Source organism: Anabaena sp. FACHB-83 (genome assembly GCF_014697485.1).
GTDB lineage: Bacteria > Cyanobacteriota > Cyanobacteriia > Cyanobacteriales > Nostocaceae > Nostoc_B.
Window position 1 is genome coordinate 441,515 of sequence record NZ_JACJRY010000001.1, and the last position, 21,390, is coordinate 462,904.

General features: G+C 41.5%; 22 protein-coding genes. 5 read left to right on the forward strand and 17 right to left on the reverse strand.

The window, feature by feature from the left end; genetic code table 11:
* Nucleotides 1–37: 37 nt before the first annotated feature.
* On the forward strand, nucleotides 38–940 hold the full coding sequence (locus H6G79_RS01830) for an ABC transporter ATP-binding protein (protein WP_190588127.1): 903 nt from the start codon (nucleotides 38–40) through the stop codon (nucleotides 938–940).
* A gap of 2 nt (nucleotides 941–942) precedes the next feature.
* On the opposite strand, the gene H6G79_RS01835 is transcribed toward H6G79_RS01830, so the two are convergent.
* Nucleotides 943–1,623, reverse strand: a complete 681-nt coding sequence (locus H6G79_RS01835; RefSeq protein ID WP_190588128.1) for a tetratricopeptide repeat protein — start codon at nucleotides 1,621–1,623, stop codon at nucleotides 943–945.
* Nucleotides 1,624–2,134: 511 nt separating this feature from the next.
* On the opposite strand from H6G79_RS01835, the gene H6G79_RS01840 reads away from it, so the two are divergent.
* Entirely contained in the window at nucleotides 2,135–2,461 is a 327-nt protein-coding gene (locus tag H6G79_RS01840) for a YbjQ family protein (protein WP_190588129.1), read from the forward strand.
* 431 nt (nucleotides 2,462–2,892) lie between these two features.
* Nucleotides 2,893–3,528, forward strand: coding sequence for a hypothetical protein (locus H6G79_RS01845; RefSeq protein ID WP_190588130.1), 636 nt, complete (start codon nucleotides 2,893–2,895; stop codon nucleotides 3,526–3,528).
* A gap of 285 nt (nucleotides 3,529–3,813) precedes the next feature.
* Here H6G79_RS01845 and H6G79_RS37600 read toward each other — a convergent pair whose 3' ends face one another.
* The 14 genes from H6G79_RS37600 to thrS form a co-directional block, all read right to left on the reverse strand.
* Entirely contained in the window at nucleotides 3,814–4,878 is a 1,065-nt protein-coding gene (locus tag H6G79_RS37600; protein ID WP_190588131.1) for a HupE/UreJ family protein, read from the reverse strand.
* 32 nt (nucleotides 4,879–4,910) lie between these two features.
* Nucleotides 4,911–6,287 (reverse strand): lipopolysaccharide assembly protein LapB, encoded by a 1,377-nt coding sequence (locus H6G79_RS01855; protein WP_190588132.1) that lies wholly within the window; start codon nucleotides 6,285–6,287, stop codon nucleotides 4,911–4,913.
* Between the two features lie 124 nt (nucleotides 6,288–6,411).
* Nucleotides 6,412–7,662: a DUF4331 domain-containing protein gene (locus H6G79_RS01860; protein WP_190588133.1), complete on the reverse strand. Its 1,251-nt coding sequence runs from the start codon at nucleotides 7,660–7,662 to the stop codon at nucleotides 6,412–6,414.
* A 582-nt stretch (nucleotides 7,663–8,244) separates the two neighbouring features.
* Complete coding sequence (locus H6G79_RS01865; RefSeq protein WP_190588134.1) at nucleotides 8,245–9,858, reverse strand: NAD(P)H-quinone oxidoreductase subunit 4; 1,614 nt, start codon at nucleotides 9,856–9,858, stop codon at nucleotides 8,245–8,247.
* Between the two features lie 302 nt (nucleotides 9,859–10,160).
* The gene (locus H6G79_RS01870) at nucleotides 10,161–10,670 is read right to left on the reverse strand and encodes a hypothetical protein (RefSeq protein ID WP_190588135.1); all 510 of its coding nucleotides are present in this window, start codon (nucleotides 10,668–10,670) and stop codon (nucleotides 10,161–10,163) included.
* Between the two features lie 70 nt (nucleotides 10,671–10,740).
* Complete coding sequence (thrB, locus tag H6G79_RS01875; RefSeq protein ID WP_190588136.1) at nucleotides 10,741–11,655, reverse strand: homoserine kinase; 915 nt, start codon at nucleotides 11,653–11,655, stop codon at nucleotides 10,741–10,743.
* Nucleotides 11,656–11,815: 160 nt separating this feature from the next.
* Complete coding sequence (locus tag H6G79_RS01880; RefSeq protein WP_190588137.1) at nucleotides 11,816–12,118, reverse strand: hypothetical protein; 303 nt, start codon at nucleotides 12,116–12,118, stop codon at nucleotides 11,816–11,818.
* A gap of 69 nt (nucleotides 12,119–12,187) precedes the next feature.
* A complete protein-coding gene (locus H6G79_RS01885) occupies nucleotides 12,188–12,526 on the reverse strand; it encodes a type II toxin-antitoxin system PemK/MazF family toxin (RefSeq protein WP_277877197.1) in 339 nt (112 codons plus the stop codon).
* Complete coding sequence (locus tag H6G79_RS01890) at nucleotides 12,526–12,762, reverse strand: ribbon-helix-helix domain-containing protein (RefSeq protein ID WP_190588139.1); 237 nt, start codon at nucleotides 12,760–12,762, stop codon at nucleotides 12,526–12,528. The genes H6G79_RS01885 and H6G79_RS01890 overlap by 1 nt, the downstream gene beginning before the upstream one ends.
* A gap of 95 nt (nucleotides 12,763–12,857) precedes the next feature.
* Complete coding sequence (locus tag H6G79_RS01895) at nucleotides 12,858–13,325, reverse strand: hypothetical protein (RefSeq protein WP_190588140.1); 468 nt, start codon at nucleotides 13,323–13,325, stop codon at nucleotides 12,858–12,860.
* Nucleotides 13,326–13,575: 250 nt separating this feature from the next.
* Nucleotides 13,576–13,911 carry a XisI protein gene (locus tag H6G79_RS01900; RefSeq protein ID WP_190588141.1) on the reverse strand — a complete coding sequence of 112 codons (336 nt, stop codon included), beginning with the start codon at nucleotides 13,909–13,911 and terminating at the stop codon, nucleotides 13,576–13,578.
* Nucleotides 13,899–14,315: a XisH family protein gene (locus H6G79_RS01905; protein ID WP_190588142.1), complete on the reverse strand. Its 417-nt coding sequence runs from the start codon at nucleotides 14,313–14,315 to the stop codon at nucleotides 13,899–13,901. The genes H6G79_RS01900 and H6G79_RS01905 overlap by 13 nt, the downstream gene beginning before the upstream one ends.
* Complete coding sequence (locus tag H6G79_RS01910) at nucleotides 14,290–14,487, reverse strand: hypothetical protein (RefSeq protein WP_190588143.1); 198 nt, start codon at nucleotides 14,485–14,487, stop codon at nucleotides 14,290–14,292. Before H6G79_RS01910 ends, H6G79_RS01905 begins: the two co-directional genes overlap by 26 nt.
* A gap of 55 nt (nucleotides 14,488–14,542) precedes the next feature.
* Nucleotides 14,543–16,384, reverse strand: coding sequence for a threonine--tRNA ligase (gene thrS / locus H6G79_RS01915; protein WP_190588144.1), 1,842 nt, complete (start codon nucleotides 16,382–16,384; stop codon nucleotides 14,543–14,545).
* Between the two features lie 373 nt (nucleotides 16,385–16,757).
* On the opposite strand from thrS, the gene H6G79_RS01920 reads away from it, so the two are divergent.
* Nucleotides 16,758–17,078, forward strand: coding sequence for a DUF2605 domain-containing protein (locus H6G79_RS01920; RefSeq protein WP_190588145.1), 321 nt, complete (start codon nucleotides 16,758–16,760; stop codon nucleotides 17,076–17,078).
* 248 nt (nucleotides 17,079–17,326) lie between these two features.
* Nucleotides 17,327–17,638 carry a DUF2973 domain-containing protein gene (locus tag H6G79_RS01925; protein WP_190588146.1) on the forward strand — a complete coding sequence of 104 codons (312 nt, stop codon included), beginning with the start codon at nucleotides 17,327–17,329 and terminating at the stop codon, nucleotides 17,636–17,638.
* A gap of 389 nt (nucleotides 17,639–18,027) precedes the next feature.
* Here H6G79_RS01925 and H6G79_RS01930 read toward each other — a convergent pair whose 3' ends face one another.
* Nucleotides 18,028–20,319, reverse strand: coding sequence for an amylo-alpha-1,6-glucosidase (locus H6G79_RS01930; protein ID WP_190588147.1), 2,292 nt, complete (start codon nucleotides 20,317–20,319; stop codon nucleotides 18,028–18,030).
* 436 nt (nucleotides 20,320–20,755) lie between these two features.
* Nucleotides 20,756–20,929, reverse strand: a complete 174-nt coding sequence (locus tag H6G79_RS01935; protein WP_190588148.1) for a hypothetical protein — start codon at nucleotides 20,927–20,929, stop codon at nucleotides 20,756–20,758.
* Between the last annotated feature and the right edge of the window lie 461 nt (nucleotides 20,930–21,390).

Genomic DNA, 21,390 nt, shown 5'->3' on the forward strand with positions numbered 1-21,390 from the left:
AGTCTATGTGATGAACTGAATGTTAAGAAAGTTATCCATGACTGCTGCTGTTCTGTTAGAGAATGTCTTCAAGTTTTACAAAAATATTCCTGTAGTTAATGATTTATCATTTGCGATCGCACCTGGAGAAATTTTTGCCCTGCTAGGCCCGAACGGTGCGGGGAAATCAACCACAATTCGGATGTTGACTACATTAACCCAACCATCCCAAGGACATATAGAAGTTGCTGGTTATGATGTTGTCAAACAACCAATACAAGCAAAACAGAGCATTGGTGTTGTTTTGCAGCAAACTAGTATAGATGGTGATTTAACTGTTTGGGAAAATATGGAATTGCATGGGCGGCTACATCGTATAGCCAACCCACAAAGACAACGACTAATTAATCAGTGGCTAGAGTATGTGGAACTAGCAGACAGAAGAGATGATTTAGTCAAAACTTTGTCTGGAGGAATGAAACGACGATTACAAATAGCCAGGGCGTTACTTCACCAACCACAAATTTTATTTTTGGATGAACCAACTGTCGGACTAGACCCCCAAACTCGTCGGCGACTTTGGGAAATTATTCGAGATTTAAACAAGCAAGGAATGACAATGTTACTGACGACTCATTACATGGATGAAGTCGAGTACTTGTGTGGAGCTTTTGAAGCAACCGGGCCGGGACGCATCGGGATTATGGATAGTGGCAAACTTATATCTTTAGGAACGCTCCAACAGTTGCGTTCTGCTCACGGTGAAGGTTTGGTCATGAAACAATTGGGAATCACCGAGGCGGGTAATGATAGCGCCCGACGCTGGGAATATTTATTTTTCCCTTCTTTAGAAGCAGCAAACAATTATCTGAATCAACAATCAGATAAAACCGGAATGATGGTGCGTCCCTCTAATTTAGAAGATATTTTTGTGGAATTAACCGGGAGACAGTTAGATTAACCTCAACCGCCCAACTCCCGCAACATTGCTTCTACTCTGTCAACGCCATCGGGGTTATTTTGGCGTTGGTATAAACTTTTAGCTTTTTGTAGTAAGCTATTTGCTTGTTTTGTCTGGCGACGTTGTTTAAACATCGCCGCCATAAACTCATATATCTGAGGATTATTGCGATCTATACCAATAGCTTGTTCATAAGCCCAATTCGCTGCTTCATAATCTCCTAAACGAGCTTGGGTAACACCCAATCCCAGATAAGCATTGAGATTGTTACGGTTTAGCTGAATGGCGCGACGGTAAGCATCTCTAGAGCCTTTGGTATCACCCAAGTTACCTTTGATGTAACCTACAGCATAAAAGAAATCGCTATTATCAGGGTCAAGACCCAATGCTCGACGATAAGCAACTAAAGCAGCTTGATAATTTCCTTGTTGGGCATACAAATAACCCATGCCAGAGTATACTTTAGCATTCTTGGGGTCTAGGGCTGCGGCTCTTTGATATGTAGCGATCGCTCCGTTATAGTCACCCGCATCAACTTGTCTGCGACCTTCTTCAAACAATTCCTTTAATTCTGGGTTTTTCGCTTGGGCGACTAAGACCTGCGCCTGAACCTTCACAGGAATCGTAACCACACTACATCCTAATAACAAAGCACTAACTATAAGTGATATGCGTTTGTACACAGTAAATTTCCTGAACTTCTAGCAACTTTTTTCTTGTACATTAAAACAAAAATATGGATTTTTGAAAACTGTATTTATTCTGTTTTACGAAATATTAATATTTTATAAACTCCCAGGCTGCAAACGACACCACTTTATTAGAGTTTCTACTGAACCATCTCATCAATAGCCAATTTACCAACATCTCTCCCTTGTCCGCCTTGTCTCCCTTGTCTCTATTGTTTACATATCTAACCAGACTACTATACAAGCAGTAAATATTCAGTATAGTTCCTATCTCAAGCTGGAAATCAGCAATAACAGACTTATGTCTTGATTTTGCTAACGATTTTATTATCACTGGCTAATATTACTACAACGATGCTGATTTTAAAGTCCAAATTATTTAATTTCTGTATCAATTTTTATATTGCTTTGCAACACTAAGTTTGATTTTGCGTTAGCAGTGACCCCAATAATCACAATCTCAGACGTACAATATTCCTTGACCTGTTACCTGTGAGATGATTTTATGATTTTAACTACAACCGATGTCATTCAAGGTGCTGTAATTGATTCATATTTAGGTATTGTAACTGCGGAAGTTGTTTACGGTAGCAATTTTTTACGAGATTTTTTTGCCAGCATTCGAGATGTGATTGGTGGTCGCACCGGTAGCTACGAACGTTTATTTGAAGAAGGTCAAAGAAAAGCACTCTTAGAATTAGAACAACGCGCACAGCGATTAGGTGCAAACGCCGTTGTTGGGATTGAAATCGATACCGGAACAATCAATGTTGACCAGTCTGGAGTTTTGATGTTGATTACCGCCACAGGTACAGCCGTCAGAATGCGTTAGTCACTGACAAGATTTTTCATCATCTGTTGATAATCGCTAATAGGTAATGTTAGTGCCAAATTACTTATTAGCGAATAAATCTGAAAATTTTTATGGTCATAATAACAGGACTTACGCACAGGCTACGGAAAATCGTAGACGCACAAGCGGCTTCCCGCAGGGTACCACAAAGGCACAGAGTTCACAGAGAAATGAGAGTTTGAGAGGTGTTTTGCGTAAGTCCTAAATAATTAAAAAGATAATCAATTATGACTTCTAAATTTCCTCTCTTGAAGTTTTACATCTTTTTAAATTTATTCTTACCCTAGATAGATAAAACAAGTCTTTCTGTTGATAGATATGAAAAAGTGAAAAGAGCAATTTAATTTTAAACGTAAGCATGAATATAGCGAAAAAAATTTACTAAAAAATAGTCAAGGAGCTAATAAACTATGTCATACGTAAATCGCACAGGCGACGAGATTGTAACTGATCCGGCGGTAGTTAGTAGAGTAGCCGATTATCATGACCGTGTGCGCTGGGGGCCGATAATTTCCGGGGTGTTAATTGCTTTAGCTACACAGTTAATTTTAAGTGCATTTTTTGCCGCGATCGGTGCAGGTAGAGTGGCTGATTCTGGCGCACCTCGAACAATAGCTCCTGATGTGGCTGGTAATGTCGGAATTTGGTCAACTGTGGCTTTATTACTGTCACTCTTTGCTGGGGGATGGATAACTAGTCGTGCTTGTGGCCCGATGAGCCGGAATACAGCTTTGCTCAATGGTGCAATTCTTTGGGCTACTACTTTGGCGTTGAGTTCTTGGCTATTAGCTAGTGGGGTATCTGGTGCTTTTGGAATTGCTGCTTCTAATGCTGGTGACGTTATCAACCAAGTACAACAACCTGGTGGTTTAACAGTACCTCAAAATGTACCGAACATAACTGCTCAACAAACTCGTGAAGCTGCTGCGGCTACTTCTAGAGCTTTATGGTGGTTTGTACTGGGTTCATTATTAAGTTTAGCTGCTTCATTAATAGGTGCTATTGCTGGCGTTCGTAGCTCTCGGACTAATACTTATCGTCCTTAGAAAAGATTTTATTTCACATATAAGTCCTGCATCATTTATGAACACAAAGATACCCGGCTTCTTCAAGAAGTCGGGTATCTAAAACTTTCAATTGACATCACAGTTTTTACTTTTTTGAAAGCAGGAAATATATGTATGACTTACGCATAAAAACGAAAAATTAAGGGTTTTGGCAAGGGTGTAATTATTCAAAATCCTTACACCCCAAACCCTTTCACTCTTACACCCAATCTCCACAGATAATCTTTGTGCGTAAGTCCTGATATGAATACTTCTTTCAGGGCTTTAATAAAAGGCTCGTTGTACAAACCAAATTAATCCCAACCCCACAACAACAGCAGATAAGCAACGACGTACTATTAATTCCCCAGGATATTTTTTAATGGTACGGAAAATCACAAAGGCAATAGTGACAATCGCTATTTGACCGATTTCTACACCCACATTGAAACTAGCTAATGATAAAGCTAAATTAGATTGATTCAGATGAATTTCTTTGAGAACCCCAGCAAAACCTAGCCCGTGAATTAATCCAAAAATGAAGGTGAGTAACCAACGCCAGCGTAAACTGGTACGCCAGAAATTTTCCGCCGCTACATAAACAATTGTCAAGGCGATCGCACTTTCGACAAACCTGACTGGTAAAGTCACAATATCCAATACAGCTAAAGTCAAAGTCACAGAATGAGAAATAGTAAAAGCTGTAACTACTTTCGTTAAATAACCAAAACCACCACCTAGCATTAATAAACTAATTAAAAATAAAACATGGTCATAACCTGTCAAAATATGTTCAATTCCTAGCCATACAAAGCTACTAATTTGTTGCCATATCGGAGGGTTAATCAAAGTAAATTCTCGTTGTTCGGGAGTAAAGACTAAATTACGAATTTGTCCCCCTTGCATCACGGTGGCGAGACATCTTGCGGTAGCGACATTGGGGAGAAATAAATTGTAGTTAATTACGAGTCCGGTGACTGGTTGCGCCCAAGTATAAGTTAGCTCTAAAGTGCTGTGAGTCTGAATATTACTCGCAAGATTCACAGGTAAATTATTCGTTGCAGCCACCGCCAGTTTACCTGTTTCCCCTTGTGCGTCAATCAGACGGATGCGATCGCCAAAAAATTTTTCTAACTCTGATTGATTGGTGGTAACTTCATCAATGGAGAGTTGTCCATCACGGTTATCATCAACCCCAGGTACTAAAGCTGTCGGAAATGTCAAAATCATTACCGTTTTTGTCTGTTCTACCGTCACCTCCGCCACCGCTAAATCAGCCCAGTGTGCTTGACTAGGACTAGCCCAACCAATTACTACTAAAAATGCTGCAATCAAACAGATGAAAGCCACTCTGTATCTGCGCCACATAGTTGTTATCGCCCCTAAATTCCCAAATTCTCTAAACCAAGTCCTGATATCAGCCGCGCCTCGGCGTTAAAAGTCGGATCAACACTTTCGGCTAACTGCTGGTAATTCAAAGCTTGCTGTTGATTTCCCAAGGCTTTGGCAATTATCCCCGCCCGGTAAAACATAGCCGCATCTCGCGTACCTAATTGCAAGGCGGCTTGTATTTGCTGTTGCGCTTCCCGGAAACGTCCGACGCGAAACAAAGCCCAAGCCAAGGTATCCAGTGTTTGAGCATCACGGCGAATCTTAATTTCCGCCTGCATTAGCGATAAAGCCTCAGCCGTATCTTCAGGGCGATTCTTTTCTAATAACAACCTGGCTAACTCTCGCCGATGTCCAAAGGAACCGTTAGTGTGTCCAGCGTTTTCTTGTCGCAGTAAGTTTTCTGCTTGAGTTAACAGTGTTTTTGCTGCTGCGGCTTTACCTTGTAATTGCAGAACTTTCGCCCTACCTCGCAACACAGCATGGTCAAAAATGGTGGATGATGTTTGCGAGTTAGGTAAAACTTGGGCGTACAAACTTTCCGCCTGCTGATAATTACCTTGGCGCGTTGCTGATTCTGCTAGATGCAGCAATGCTAAAGGATACCTCGGTATAATGCGTAAAGCCTCTTTGTAGAGACTTGCGGCTAAATCAGGCTGTCCCCGTTTGTTATAAAATTGACCGAAGACAACCCTTGTCCAAGCGGAAGTACCAAGTTCCCCCGGTTCTTCAGTTGCTAAAGCATTTTTAAAAGTGGCGATCGCACGTTGATCTTGACCTTGGGCAACTAATACCAAAGCTTGTAAAGTTAAGTTACCTTGGGTGGGAATTTTGTTCACCAAAGCATCGGCGGCGGTTCTAGCGGCGGTTAAATTGCCCGTCGCCAGATTTGATGTGACTAAGATAGCCAGAGCATGATCGTTAGTGGGTTGAGATTGTAAGACTTGCTGAGATAGGCGAATCGCTGCGGCAAAGTCATGTCTAGCTTGGGCAACACGAGCCAGAACCAGAATTGCACCTTGATTATGGAATGGTAAATGAGACAGAGAGCGATCGGCTGCCTGTTCTGCTAATAAATACCAATTACTTTCGCCCGTAGCTTTGGCCATTTTTAAGTAGGCTTGCGCTAATGCAGTTAAATTCAAACCACTATCAGGGCTTTGTCGTACTTTAGTTTGGTAAAAGGCGATTTCTTGTTGTAATGTGGCACGGCTATTTTCCGTACCAGGTAAGGAGAGAGAAAAGTTATAGCGGTAGGGTGAATTTGGTTGCGAGTTGGGGTAAGGGGCAATGATGAATAGTATGGGGGCAGTAATCAATACCCAAAGGATTTTTCTGGGGAATTTGTAGTGGAAAAGCTGTATTTGCATTTTTTTACGCAGACATACGCTAAGGGAAGAAGCAGAGAGTAGTAATCAGGATTACAAAACTGTAAGAGGACAAGGGGCAGGGAGAGATATTTCCCCTCTGCCCTCCGCACCCTGCACCCTTGCCTTAATTTGGTAATGCTAAATAAGGAAATTGCGAGACTAAAGGTTGATGTCCTTGGGATGGGTTGCCGGGAGTCCCTGTATAGGATACGTTATCGCTAGTCACAGCACCGTTAGTCAGAACGCTAAGTGTAGTATCAATGACATCATCTGTCAGCTTACGTCCAGCGACAGGACTGCCTTTAGCATTGAGAGCATTAGCATAACCACTGGAGACATTAGTATCTATTCGCATCACGTCAGGAAGAAATGCTGCCAGCAGTGCATCAGCACGTTGGTCACTATTACCCAAGGCTTTGAGTGTCTTCCTGGCTTCTGCTCCCACGGGTGCTGCGGCTTGGCTTAAATCGGCTGTTGGGGGAATGCTATTAAAGGCGTTAAGAAAATCGTTAGTGACTACTAAACCTTCATTAATTCCAGGTCTTCCTAGACGCTCAACTTGTTGGAATTTACCATAAGCATAGTTTTTAAATGAGATGGTTTGCCAAACATCAAATACTGTGGCGTTGGTATTTCCGGCGATTAGAGAACGGGGTATTCTGACGACGATGGAGTTCACGTTATAGCCTTTGGCAAAATCAATAGCTTGGTCGGCCGGACGAAAACCCACAGCCGGGCCAATACCTAAAGCACCTGCACGCACTCGGAAGAACTGTTCAACATCAAAGAAAAAGGGGTCTTCACGCAGTCCAGCAAAAACAGTGACTGGTGTTTTACGCAAATATAAGTTGTTAATAGTAGGGTTGTTGGGATTAACACTTAGAGGAGTAGTGATGCCGCGATCGCTACTTCTATAACGATCAGCAATTACAGTCAATTTAAATGGTTGTTCGCCTCTGCTGTTGGGTTCATCAAATTGAAAGCGCAGAATCACATCTTCTCGACCTGTAGGGGTTGCATCTCGATCAGTCACCCGGCTAATTTTGAATTCGTATAGAGCATTCGTACTAAAATAATACTGTTGCCGAGCCAGCGATCGCGGATTTGTATTCATCACTAAAATCAAATCATCTTTACGCGCTGCTGGGTTCTGGTCTTGCTCACGGAAGACATATAAATCAGTCAAATTTAAATTGCGTCCTTTTGTATCGACTTCCCCATCATCGTGGTCAGAAGCGGTTACAGATTTTGGTGTTAAGGTTGTCCAACCTACTGTTAAACCGAATGCCAATAAACTGACACCTATAAGAATTTTGATATTAGCAAAACTAAAGTTTCGCCAACTTTTTTGATTGGTCGTTGTTGGAATTTTCATATTAGTAAATACTCCACGTTACTATGTATTCTGTTGATGTAGAATACTTGTTTTGTTGGTTTTCAAGATTAAATACGTCAAGAACAGCAACTTGGATCTATAAATTTAAAAAATAAATTTAACGTGAGTTCAATGACCTCTCCCCAAACCCCTCTCCGCGTCGGAGAGGGGCTTAAATATCCTTGAGTCTAATTCAGAATTTAAAACCTCTGTGTTGCTGGCACTACAGAGGTATACGTCAAATATTTGCTGTTGGATCTATAGTTGGGAAAATTAGTTATGGCATTAGCCAAGTCGGTTAAGACATCGATAAGACAGAACCCTATAACAGTCCCAGACTTCCAGTCTGAGCTATTTATTCTCTAAACTATAGGACTTACGCAAAAACCCTCTCGAATCCTCTTAACTTCGTGTCCTACCCTGCGGGAAGCCGCTACCGCGTCTATGCGCCCTTTGTGGTTCGTTTTTTCATGATTCTGCGTAAGTCCTGAACTAAAAAAATTTAAGGGGTGATTTGGTAATCACCCCTATATTCCCCTCATATTAGAATTTACTTTCAGCACCCTTGTTGTGAATCTACTTTTACTTTGAAATATTAACTAAACTTTCCACTTGAGCATTAGCTAAAGTTGGCGCAGTAAAAATTTGAGAGTAAAGGCTTGCTGGTTGTTGACGAGCTACAACAGGTAGAACTTGGCGAGCGTGAGTCGCAATTTCTACTGTTTTCACATCATAAGTCTGCGTTACTAGTTTGGGATACAAACCAATACCTATGATGGGAAGTAACAGAGAAGCAGTGATAAACAACTCACGAGGTTTAACATCAGGAACTACAGCATCTAGATGTAACTCTTCACTTTGCTTACCGTAGAACACTTGACGCAGCATAGACAGCAAGTAGATTGGTGTCAAAATCACACCGACTGCGGACAGAAGTACAACTACAATCTTGAAGCTGGAACTGTAAACATCACTGGTAGCAATACCGAGAAACACCATCAATTCGCCGACGAAACCACTCATTCCGGGCAAAGCCAGAGAAGCCATTGCACCAGCAGTATACAAAGCGAAGGTTCTCGGCATTACCTTACCAATGCCACCCATTTTATCCATCATTAAGGTGTGGGTGCGTTCGTAAGTTACACCAGATAAGAAGAATAAACTAGCAGCAATCAAACCGTGGGAAACCATTTGTAACACGGCTCCACTGATACCCACTTCTGTGTAGGAAGCTAAACCAATCAGCACAAACCCCATGTGGGCAATTGAAGAGTAAGCCAAGCGGCGTTTGAGGTTGGTTTGAGCAAAGGCGCAGCAAGCACCGTAAACAATATTGACTACACCTAAGATTGCTAAAACTGGAGCAAAGTAAACATGAGCGTTAGGTAACATTTCGATGTTGAAGCGAATTAAGGCATAACCACCCATCTTCAACAACACACCAGCCAAAATCATGGAACCAGGTGCGGATGCTTCACCATGAGCATCGGGTAGCCAGGTGTGTAAGGGGAAGATAGGCAACTTCACACCAAAGGCAATTAATAAAGCAGCGTAAACTAATAATTCAAAAGCTTTAGGATATTGTTTCATTCCCAGAGATGCGATGTCAAAGGTGAAGTTGTCACCAGAGAAAGCCATCGCAAAACCGGCTACAAGAATAAATATGGAAGCAGCAGCAGTATAGAGAATAAATTTGGTAGCAGCGTAACGGCGTTTAGCACCACCCCAAATTGAAATCAGCAGGTATACAGGAACTAGCTCGATTTCCCACATCAGGAAGAACAAGAGCAAGTCTTGGGCAAGAAACACACCCAACTGGGCGCTGTACATCACCAACATCAACCCATAAAACAATCGCGGCTTGTTGGTTACTTTCCAAGCCGCGAAGATTGCTAGGGTATTGATTAAGCCTGTTAACAAGATGAGGGGCATCGATAAGCCATCAACTGCTAAAGACCAATTTAAACCGATTTGGGGAACCCAGGAGTATTTTTCGACGAATTGGTAAGTTGAACTTTGGAAGTCGTAGCTACTCCAAAAGGCATAAATCATTAAGGCAAAGTCCGCGATCGCTACACCTAAACCATACCAACGGACTGTTTTTCCTTCTTTGTCTGGAATTATGGGGATGGCTAGGGCAGCCACCAAGGGCAAGGCAATTATGGCAGTTAGCCAGGGAAAATCCATAGCATTCATCACTTCTGACAATCGTTTTTTGTTTTCGCTTTTAATTACATTATATTAAGGAATCGTTACTTTTGTAAACGTTATTTATCTCTAGAAACATTAAATTTTGGTTTTTGCTGAGAATATATACTCATCACTTCTCCTATTCTGCCCATAATCAGGAATAAATACTCATCCAATTAGATGGCAAGTCCATTCTAGATATAAAGTTTTGTAACGTCAACAAAAACGGTGGTATAAGCCACCGTTACATTTCTTTATAAATTATATGTCTCAAGGGAAAGTTTACCCTAAAGATGTTGGGTTGTGCGCTAAACAATACGGTTGACAATCGTCCAAACTTCCCCATCAGAACGAACATAAGGAACGGAGATTGTCTTGAATCCGGTAATGAAAGGTTTGTAGTAAACCTGCCAATATAAAGGACTGAGATAATCAGCAGTGGCTTTTAACTGACGGATTTCGTCGGCTAATTCTGCTGCTAGTTCGTTAACGCGATCGGCGTGAACCTGTGCCACTTTTTTCGCTTCTTCTAGTTGTTGCTCGATGGTAAGTTGTTTGGATTCAACTTGCCAACGTGCAAATTGGGCTTGTTTTTTTTGTAGCTGGGTTGTCAAAGCAGCGATCGCATCATCGATACCTTTGAGTTCCACTGATAACTGGGGATTTTCTCTGGCTTGACGACGGTACGCCTCAACAATTGCCGAAGGTGAATGATCATCGCCAGATATCCCATGATTTTGATTAAGTGCAGCCCGTTCTTGCTGAAGAACTTGAATTTCTGATTTGAGTGCTGCTATCTCGACTTGAATCTGCTCCATAGTTAAAAGTGGGGAGTGGGGAGTAGGGAGTAGGGAGTGGGGAAAATTTTTCATCTTCCTCCTGGCTGCTTCATAAAATTGTTGCGCCTTGGGTGTCTAAAGCAAGCGATCGCACTTCGGCTTCAATACCTGCGTCTTTCCAGGCTGAAGCCATTGCCAATTCTACAGCTTGAGAATGTGCCGCATCCGCCAAAGCCAACAATGTCGGCCCTGCGCCACTAATCACCATACCAAATGCACCAGCCGCCACCGCCGCCGCATTTACCGCATCGTAACCAGGAATCAAAGCTTTACGGTAAGGCTGATGCAACTTATCTTGTAAAGCAGCCCTTAACCATTCTCCTTTGCCAGTTTCCAAACCGCGTAACAATAAGCCTAGATGGGCAGTATTGAAAATTGCATCTGCACGACTAAATTCAGTAGGTAAAACCCGCCGCGCTTCTGAGGTGGAGAGTTCAAAATTGGGAATCGCCACAACTGGGACAATCTTTTCATCCCAAGGTACATCACAAATTTCCCAACCAGTTTCACTAGTAGCCGCCAGACGACATCCGCCGATTAATGCTGGAACTACATTATCAGGATGTCCTTCCATTGCGATCGCCAACTCCATCACCTGCACTTGAGATAGAGGTTCACCCGCAAGTTGATTCGCCGCCACCAAACCGCCAACAATGGCTGTCGCTGAACTCCCCAAACCCCTCGCCAATGGAACACCTAAACCAATCTCAATTTTCACAGGCGGCGGAGTCTGATCTATATATTGATATAACTTCAAAAACGCCTGATAAAGTAAATTACTCTCATCAGTTTGCACTCGTTCAGCTTCTGCACCTGTGACATGAATTGTTAAACCACCTTCATCTAGGCGTGTAAACTTAAACTGGTTACACAGTGTCAAAGCTGCACCGATGCAATCAAAACCAGGACCCAGATTAGCAGTTGTAGCGGGGACATTAACCGTAACAGAAGAAATAACAGACATCTGCAAATAACTCACCTAACCAATCAACCAGCATCCCATGTAACTGGTTGATTTGTTCATTAAAGACACTAGTGATATGTGTGCTGACTCAGATATATTCTTGACACTAAGCTTATTTGGCCTAAACTTAAGCGGAAAACTGGTAAATTTTTATGTTTTTCTATTTGACTAATCTTAAGTCTATTTCCTTGTTGTATTCTCGGTAAGCAATGACTTTGCAATGTACTCTTTGTCCAACTGGTGGCCATAGGAAAGTTTCTTTCGGTAAACCAAGCGAATCATGATCGGCTCGCGTAACAATATCTATAATTCCGCTAAGTTTATAACTGTTTTGGTCTTGATCACCTAAACTTACAAAAATACCATAGGGTTTAACACTTATGACTTCACCATAAAATTTATGTCCAATAGGAAAGCTATCCTTAAGCTTTTCCCACTGAATTTCAATATCATTATCATTCATATAATTGCTAGAAGTTCTCGCAGGGTGCGATCGCATTAAAATTAGACTACAGTTGAATGGCTAGGACTGCTAGAGGTATAAAATTATTCGCAGCCCTTCATCTACTTCCTCTTGTAAAAAGTCTGGTAATGCTCCAACTCGCTCAACTAAAAAGCTTTTATCAATAGTCAAGAGTTGAGATACATTAACAACAGAATCTCTGGGTAAGCCTGATGCTTCACGGGGTAACAATACATTACCTGGGGCTGCTGCCAATTGAATATTTGAGGTGATAACAGCAACTATAACTGTACTGATGCGGCTTTGATTAAATGTATCATCTTGAATTATCAACACAGGACGACGATAACCAGGCTCAGAAGCAACAGGATCAGGTAGGTTCGCCCACCAAATTTCACCCCGATACATTACCAATCCTCTTGAGGCAGCGACATAAATTGCATCTGTGCCAACACTGAATCTAGTTCAGCAGATTCTTGAGAATAAACTTGGTTCAGCTTGCTCAGAATTTGATTACGGTTATACTTTTGCAGATACGCTTGCAATGCTTTCGTATAAAGTTCACTGCGTGATATGCCTAACTGTGTAGCAAGTGCTTCTGCTTCTTCAAAAACTGAATCTGGTAGCGAAATAGCAGTTTTCATAGGGGTTTTGACAGTAATCGCCGATATTTATAGTTATACCTTAGTTATACTAAGCTTGCAATATGCCTCAAGCAACTCAAACACCCTCTGTTTAACTATTTTTCAAAAACTGCTTGTAAATGCGTTCTTAAATTTTCTATGTTTCCCCAGCGAGACATGAGTTTTTCGCCAGTTAGTAATTTTGCTTTCGTATCGAACAAACCCCAATTCGCTTGCATTACCTCTTTATCCACGGGAATTTTACTAGGGTTATTGAAATCAGCGACCCAGTGAACCTTCACCCATCTAAAAATACCCCACTGTTCTGATTCGTCCCATTGGAGTTTATCTTCGCTTCCTTCATTAACCAGTTCAACTACGTGGGTCAAGTATCGCTCTTGCTCGAATGGGTTTTGAGACAGGATTATTAATGCCCCTTTCGGTAAGTGTAAAGCATGATTCTCTACTCCTTTACCCTGTTTAAAGTTTAAGTGGTAGTATCCGCTAACTTTGTAGTACTCATAAGCCCATTTTTTCCCATCATCACTTATATTCTTAATGTATTCCAGACGAGAAAAATCCATTATTTTGCCTACCAAAGATTTGCAATCACCACTGTAACTTTATTTACTATCAACGTCAATTTTTATACTCTAAAATACTAATTAATCTTTCTCGGTGTTGCGTATTAATTTACCCAAGTGATCGCCAATATAGCGTTTCTCACTCTAGTGAGGTACAAGCAAGAATAATTAACCGCAGATGAACGCGGATGAACGCAGATGGAAACAGATAAGTTTGTACCTCAGTAGACTAGTAAATGCTATAAGTATTTCAAGCAACAGCAAATCCTGTATATTGCCTAACATCAGGCTCATGAAATCCTAAAACAATATCTTCTTTAGGGATACCAGCTTGCACAAGTTCGTTTGCAATACCATCTTCGGTATTATCGCACTGAATCCAAACTTTACCGTTAATAATTTCAATATGAATTAAACAACTGTGGAGGTGTTGTTTATCGTTCCAACCTTCAGAAATAATCAAATACTCGTCATTTTCTGAATCAAATGCTGCTCGATTACGAATATCAGCATTGGCATAAGAAATGTTCAGATATGATTTGAGTATGTTGCGGATTATATTTTGGTAAGTTTCTAGTCTATCCATGTGGTAATTGCCTCCGCTTGTGAGTCGAATACAATCAGTTTTACGGTATTGTCTTCCAATAAAATTTTGCCAATTTCTTCTGCAAAAATTTTGTTAAATACTGTGTCACGAATAGCTAAATAAAGAATTCTCTCTGATTCAAGACGTTGCAAAATTTTTTCATACAAAATGTATTGACCGAGAGCATTTTTGAGGTCTTCTACTTCCGACATACCAACAAAACTTTTTATTTCTACAGCTATCTTTTTTCCCTGTTTTTCTGCTGCTAAAATTTTTTCTGCTGCTAAGTCAATAAAAATATCTTTCTTGCCAATTTTTAGGCTAAGTGGGTCATGAGTAATCTGCCACCCATCTTTAATAAGGGCGTTTTTTACACAATCATGATAAATGTCTTTGGCTGGCATTACGTAATTGCTTTTTAGCTTCCACTTGAGTAATTGTTCCTTCTGTTTTGGCTACTTCTAATCCTCGCATAACTTTCTCTATGACATACAAATGATATTGAATATCTTCAATTGAGTAATCATCTGGTAGTTGCTGCAAAAGAGATTGAACTTTATCTTTTGTGGTACTCATAGACTGAATATTTAATATTAGTTTTTCGGCTGGGTATTACCCAGCCTAGTTTGTACTAGAAGTTATCGAAATTAGCGATCGCATCTTTTAATTTCTGTACCACTTCATCTACAGAAATTGTGCCTAATTCTCCAGAAGCGCGGGTACGGATGCTTAAGGAGTTGGTTTCAACTTCTTTTGCACCTACCACTGCCATTACTGGTATTTTATCTTTTTCGGCGTTGCGGATTAATTTACCCAAGCGATCGCCACTGGTGTCAACTTCGGCACGGATACCCAAGGTCAGCATTTTCGCTACTACAGATTTCGCAAACTCTAGCTGTGCATCACTGACAGATAGCAATCGGATTTGCACAGGTGCTAACCACAAGGGGAAATCACCTGCATACTCTTCAATTAATATCCCAATCAGTCGTTCTAAGGAACCGAAAGGTGCGCGGTGAATCATCACCGGACGTTTGCGCGAACCATCTTCAGAGACGTACTCTAAATCAAAGCGTTCTGGTAAGTTGTAGTCAACTTGCACAGTTCCTAATTGCCATTCTCTTTCCAACGCATCTTTAAAGATAAAGTCCAACTTCGGCCCGTAAAATGCAGCTTCCCCAATACCTTCAAAATGTTCCATTCCTAGCTGTTGAACAGCGCGGCGAATTGCACCTTCGGCTTTATCCCAAACCTCATCGCCACCAATATATTTATCACTAGCAGGGTCACGGAAACTGAGTCTAGCTTTGAAGTTCTTTAGTTGCAGTTTATTGAACACCGATAAAATCAAATCCACCACGTTCAGGAATTCGCTATCGAGTTGTTCTGGGGTGACAAACAAGTGCGAGTCATCCACAGTAAAACCGCGCACTCTGGTTAAACCGCCTAATTCCCCTGACTGTTCGTAGCGGTAGACCGTGCCAAATTCTGCCAAGCGCATCGGTAGTTCCCGATAAGAGCGTAATTCACTCTTATATATTTGGATGTGGAAGGGACAGTTCATTGGCTTCATGACAAAGCCTTGCTCAAGTGCGGCGGCGGCTTCATCCTCAGCCATTAAGGGAAACATATCTTCTTTATACTTTTGCCAGTGACCGGAAGTTTTAAATAAATCCACCCTCGCAATGTGGGGAGTCACTACAGGTAAATAGCCACGCTTGAGTTGTTCTTGCTTGAGGAAGTCTTCTAAGATACTCCGCAATAAAGTGCCTTTGGGAGTCCATAAAGGTAAACCCGGCCCCACTAAGTCGGAGAAGATAAATAAACCCAATTCTTTACCGAGTTTGCGATGGTCACGGCGCTGTGCTTCTTCTTTGCGGCGCTTGTATTCAGCTAGTTGTTCGGGAGTTTCCCAAGCAGTACCGTAAATGCGCTGTAGTTGCGCTTTGGTTTCATCCCCACGCCAATATGCACCCGCAACGCTTTCTAAATCAATGGCTTTGGGGTTTAATTCTTGAGTATTTTCAACGTGAGGCCCGGCGCACAAATCCCACCATTGATCACCCAAGTGATAAATAGTAATCGGTTCTTTTAAATCTGCCAGAATTTCTAATTTATAAGGCTCGTTGATTGCCTGAATGCGGCGTTCGGCTTCTTCCCGGCTGACTTCTTCTCTAATGACTGGCAATTTGCGATTAATAATCTTCGCCATCTCTTTTTGGATGGCTTTGAGGTCTTTGTCAGTAAATGGCTCTGGACTGTCAAAATCGTAATAAAATCCATTTTCAATCCAGGGGCCGATTGTAACTTGCGCCTTGGGAAACAGCTTCTGCACTGCCATTGCCATCACATGAGAAGTTGTGTGGCGAATCTTTTTTAAAGTCTCTGATTCGCTGGTACGGGGTAAAGAAATTTTTTCTGGTTGTTCTGCTTGATGCAGATTTTGATTAGGCGACATTGGCTGCTGAACCATTGGCGAAGTAATTGCAAAAAGTAATTTATTAGTTAAAATGCTGAAAAGCTTACCCAAATATAACATAGGGTTATATTTCAGCTTGACGGACTTTTAGCTGTCCTGGATGCACTCTAGCATTGTATGAAGTATGAAGTGTAAAGTCTGAAGTATGAAACTTAATCTTAGCTTGCCGACTGTGTTTTCTTCTGTCTACAGTCTTTAGCCTGAATTTTCTTAGGTTAAATTACTGTGTTCTTGATGAAGATTTGCTTTTCGTAATCATTATGACAGATTTTTTTTACTATCTTTCTGAGGACATAGCATATAATAATGTTAAGTTTTGTAAAAAACGTTAATATTAATAAGAAAAATAGAAGTATCCTTCATAGCTATGCAAGACTCAAATTTACCAGGGACTGAGTTGCTGAAAACGGTTTTAGAGCCTTTGTTAGAAGACTTTGACTATTGGTTTGGGCGATCGCGCCACCTTTTAGAAACTGAGCAACTCTCATTTATGAGTCATCAAGAACAATCTAACCTGCTGTTACGAGTCAAGCAAGCACAAACAGAACTAAACACAGCAAAAATGCTATTTGCAGCCACTGATAAACAAGTCGGATTGGATATGACAACCTTAGCGCCTTGGCATCAATTGGTTACAGAATGTTGGAATGTAGGGATGCGCTTTCATCAAGAAAAAGAAAAGTCATAGCTCTAGCTGGAGTTAGTGACACATCACACACTTCGCATAGATACTATAAAATACTTAATAAATTTTTTATTAACAAATAATGTATCCTATGCTACCGTTAATTGAATAAGCCTTGACAAATTTTTCATATTAATCATATAAGCGCATCAAAAGTGCGTTAAAAATCTACACTCGCTGCGAGTCCCAACCTCAGCGAAGCTTTTCAGTATAAGGTTTTTAAACTTGCTGCCCTGGAGGAAACCCGTATTATGTTGCACCTACTTTATATTCTTGCTTTTACGATTTTGGCTTGTATTGCAGTGGCGAACTTAATTCGCAACTTAGTTATGTTTAGTTTTATTGACAGAGAGCGAAATTATCAAGCCACATCTTCAGCAAATCGAAATTATCGTTCAGGGAGACAATCAGTACCCCATCCAGAATTATTAGATAGCAATGGCAACATCATTAAAGAACCATTATTAGTTATGCGTTCTATTAATGTTGAAGATGCTAGACAACAACTAGATGCAATTTATGAAGCTTCTCCAGGACAAAAGAGTGAAAATCATGAAAAGTAGGGAGTAGGGAGTGGGGAGTAGGGACTAGGGGCTAGATATTTATATCTAAAGCCACACAAAAGTCTGAAATTTGAACTTCTAACCCCTAGCCTCTAGCCCCTAGTACAGATTGGCGTAAATAAACAGACCATAAGAAATTGCTAAATGGCTTGTGGTATGAATATTCTTTCTTTTTCCTTTTGCCCTTCGGGTTCACCATTTGACGACAGTTGCCTCAAGTCGGGAGACCCTTTCAGCAGTTCCTCCTGGGGGAAACCCCCAAGACCGGACTGCTTCACCACGGCACTGTCTCCTTTATGCCGGGAAACCCGTCCACCGCAATGGCTCACCTTTTTACTTTTGCCTTGTTGTACTAGCCTCCAGCCTCATTGATACTTCATATTGTTTGATTAAGCTTCGATAACTACGCGGAGATTACCGCGTTTTTTTGCTACGCGGCAGGCAGTAGTATTACCAGAACGCTCAAACTCCAAATCAAGAATTGTTGTACCAACTCGTAAATTGTGAAATGACAGTTGATTAATCGACTCTGGTAAAGCGGGGTCGATTATTCGTAGGCAGTTATTTTGCGCGTCTGGGACTAAATTGACAATCATTTGTAGCATTTGAAACACGCTACCTGTAGCCCAAGCTTGTGGTGTACAAGCCACAGGATATTGTACAGGGGCGTTATCACCATTGCGTTCGTAGCCGCAAAACAGTTCTGGAGGACGTTGATAAGGCTGGTGATTAGTCATGTCGAGTATACCTTGAAAAAGTTCCAAGGCTTGATCGATTAAACCGAGCGATCGCAAACCCGTTGCAATTAAAGAGTTATCATGAGGCCACACTGAACCAGTGTGATAACCCATTGGATTGTATGCTGGCGATAAACTGCTTAAAGTCCGAATCCCCCAACCATTAAACATATCGGGGGCGCGTAACCTTTCCGCCACACTATAGGCTTTTTCTGGGGTAAAGATGCCCAACTGTAAACAATGACCAGGGTTAGATGTCACACTATCTACCTGTTTACCTTCGCCATCCAAAGCTAAAGCACAAAAATCTTGGTCTTCTATCCAAAAGTCTTGATTAAACCGCAACTTCAAATTTTTTGCTTCTTCTTGCCAACGGTCTGCTAAATCTAACCGCTTCTTCATTCGGGCAATTTCAGCCAAACGGATTTTAGCGGAATAAACATAAGCTTGGACTTCACACAAAGCAATAGTCCCGTTAGCCAAATCTCCTTTACGGTCAACAATACAGTCGCCAGAGTCTTTCCAACCTTGATTAGCTAAACCGCGTTTTGATTTGCGATAGTAACTCAAATAGCCAGTTGCTTGCAAGTTGCGGTCAATCCATTCCATTGCGGCTAAAGCATTTGGCCAAAGCTGTTCTAAGGTTTCGTGGTCATTAGTCCAAATGTAGTATTCACCATACAGCATCAACCACAAAGGCGTAGCATCAACTGTACCGTAATAAGGTGTGTGGGGAATTTCTTGACAACGCGCCATTTCACCCAAGCGTAACTCGTGCAGAATTTTACCTGGTTCTTCTTCGCGCCATTCGTCCTCGGTTTTACCTTGGTAAGCGGCTAATAGTTGCAAAGTTTCTTTGGCGATTTGCGAGTTTAAGATTAAGGTTTGGGAAGCCGTAATAATCGAATCTCGGCCGAACAACGCCGAAAACCAAGGTACGCCCGCAGAAACTGTCTTGTACTTGCCGAAAGACTGGCGTAACAAGTACATATCTTGTTCAGCGCGGTTAATGATGTGATTGAGTGTACTTTTATCGGAACTAATGCGGGTAATTTGTTGTACCCAATTTTGTTCTTCCATCATTTCTGCGGCTTTAGCTTGTCCTAGAGTAAAAGCAGCACTGACAGTAGAACTGGAAGTATTGTTAGTGAACAAATTAATCCGATAGCCAATTTTTTGAGTTTCATGAGAGGCTAACTCTAAACGCCAAACGGCTGTGTAACCTTTAAAGTGATCTGGTAGGTAATGCTGGAAATGAATACGCGATTCCATGATTAATCCATCCAGACCTTGATAAGCTAAGGTTAAGAATTCGGCTTTCTGGGCTTCTGGGTGAGGTGATACAGGTACAGCACCATCACCATTAAATTGGGCTGCGTCTTCGTGTATTGGTTCTACTAGACGTAGAAGTTTACCTCGTTGGGGTCGTTCATAACCCCGCACTTCAAACAAATCAACAAAATCAGCATCAAAACTGATGCTGAGTTCAAAGCTGACAGTAGTGGTGCTGTAGTTAGATATTTCGATTTCTTCAAATAGTGCGCCATTGAGGACGATTTCGCGGCGGATGCCTATACTATCAGCTTTGAGGCGATCGTCAATTCTGGGATTAGTACACAAAATCGAAAGAGAAAATCCCTTTTCTGCTGTGCTGCTCAGGAGTGTAGGCGATCGCCCTTCAATTTGCAATTCTAAACGGTTGAGAAATCGCGTATCACAACAAAACAATCCCATACTGGGGTTGCCATCATTCAGAGAACAGCCTGAAATGTTCCCTATTGTATCTGTAACTAAGAATAAATCATCATCTTTTACCGTCAGCGTGGGTTGTGGTCGTTCACTTACCACACAAGGCCACTCTGACATAGGTAATTGTTCTGCGGGGATAAAAGTCTTGCCGTCCAATGAAATTTTATCTTGGGTGATTAGCAAATCCGGTGTCATCAGCCAATGTTCCGTGTATAAGTCTATGTTTTCGTAGTCGGAGTAACTTTGAGCAGTTCAACAGCAGTAAAATCCAAGCAAAAAATTCTGTTCAGAACTGTGAAAAATAAGTTCTGAGAAACTTATGGGAGAAAATTTACATAACAAATCTTTATAAATTTATATTGTCTGGGGTGAAAGTCAAGGCTGATATTACAGGATTTTCACAGATATTAAATCAACCCTGGTATATACTCCCACCTGACTTGCTTTATCTTGTATTTTGGGACTAAAGCTCCACAATCAAAGCAAAATCCAGAATTCCACGTTCATCAGGCTGCAAAAAGATGCAAAGCTATCGAAAAACCAGTAAATTGGAGATTTATGGGGCTGATTGCAGAAGGCAGTCCCGATGAAACTTGTTTCATAGCCAAGCATGAAAGTGGGACTAGCATTTTTACTCAGCACTCAGCACTTTCAAGCCTAGATTTCCCACACCCCCCAAACTTCCCACACTCCCCACACCCCCCAAACTCCCCAAACTCCCCACACCCCCTACCCATACCTGAGAAATTCGGGTCAAGTCAGGAGGTACTCTAGCAACGTCGGAGAAGTCAAAAGTATTCTTCATTTTTGCCTTTTGACTTACCGCTAGGCGGTTGAGGTAAGAGGCAGTACCGAGGGGCAGTTAACAGAGAAGTCAATTCAGACTTCAGATTTGATCAACTTTTGGTTAACGAAAGGGCAGTTCTGACCGAAAATGTATATTGAGCGTAGTAGCTTAGGACTTAAATCATCCCAATGGGCAAAATCTAGATCAACAAACACAATTTCTATCCAGACCATAGCATCTTGAGAGAATGGCAATACCACGTCTATGCCTGACTAAACAAAGATGCTGACGGAATTGATCTCCGTTATTGGGTTTGAACTTGACTAGAGACTGGGATATTTGTCAAGAAACCTCTAGGCACTTCCTCCTTGTGCAGTCAAGCAAAATAACTTGCCATCTGATGACTAAAAGCTGAACAATGTACCAAAAGCCTGTTTTGACTTTTAGCAACCTAGATTGGCAGTTAATTGCTGATACTG